Here is a 744-nt window from a genome sequence, read left to right as displayed (position 1 = left end):
TCGCAGCCCAGCGCGGGGCAAGCCCGCTCACCACAAAAAACCAGGTCACCACAAAAAGCCCGCTCACCACAAAAAACCAGGTCACTACAAAAACCAGGTCACCACAGAGAGGCTGTTCAACAACATGGGGATATATCCAGTCACCAAGTGACACGGGCTCACCGCAAATCAGTCGCTAGTGTTAATCCTCTCAAGGACCTACCAGGAGCAACGGATTTGCGCCCAGCACCTCAATCCCACCGCCTGCGCCACGGACGATATTCGGAACACGGACGCAGTTACCTCATCACCATCGTCGTTCACAACCGCCAACGTCTATTCGCTGACTTGTTCCTGGGCCGCTTACTGGTTGCCGAATTCCGGAACGCCCACGAACTGGGCCTGATCGACTCTCTAGCCTGGGTCATCATGCCTGACCATATACACTGGCTATTCGAACTGAAGCAAAAGACCCTGGCCGAGGTAATGCGGCGTATCAAGTCACGTAGCACGCTGACCATCAACCGTCATCGTCAAAGCAAAGAGCGTGTCTGGCAGCCTGGCTATCACGACAGGGCGGTGCGCGTGGAGGATGATATTCGGAAAATGGCCAGGTACATCATCGCCAATCCATTGCGCGCCGGGTTGGTTGAGCGGGTAGGTGATTACTCGCTGTGGGATGCGGCTTGGCTTTGATTGATATCAAATTGTGGTTTGTGGTTTGTGGCTTGTAATTGTGGTGAGCGGGCTTGTCCCGCGCTGGGC

Annotated in this window: 1 protein-coding gene; it reads left to right on the top strand. The window is 55.1% G+C overall.

Annotation, left to right across the window (positions count from 1 at the left end):
- The first annotated feature begins 216 nt into the window (after positions 1-216).
- Positions 217-675: a transposase gene (locus BM70_RS0130960; RefSeq protein WP_025859595.1), complete on the top strand. Its 459-nt coding sequence runs from the start codon at positions 217-219 to the stop codon at positions 673-675.
- Positions 676-744: the final 69 nt, after the last annotated feature.

This window comes from Pseudomonas sp. CHM02, assembly GCF_000612585.1.
Taxonomy (GTDB): domain Bacteria; phylum Pseudomonadota; class Gammaproteobacteria; order Pseudomonadales; family Pseudomonadaceae; genus Aquipseudomonas.
This window is presented reverse-complemented; position numbering and strand designations above follow the sequence as displayed.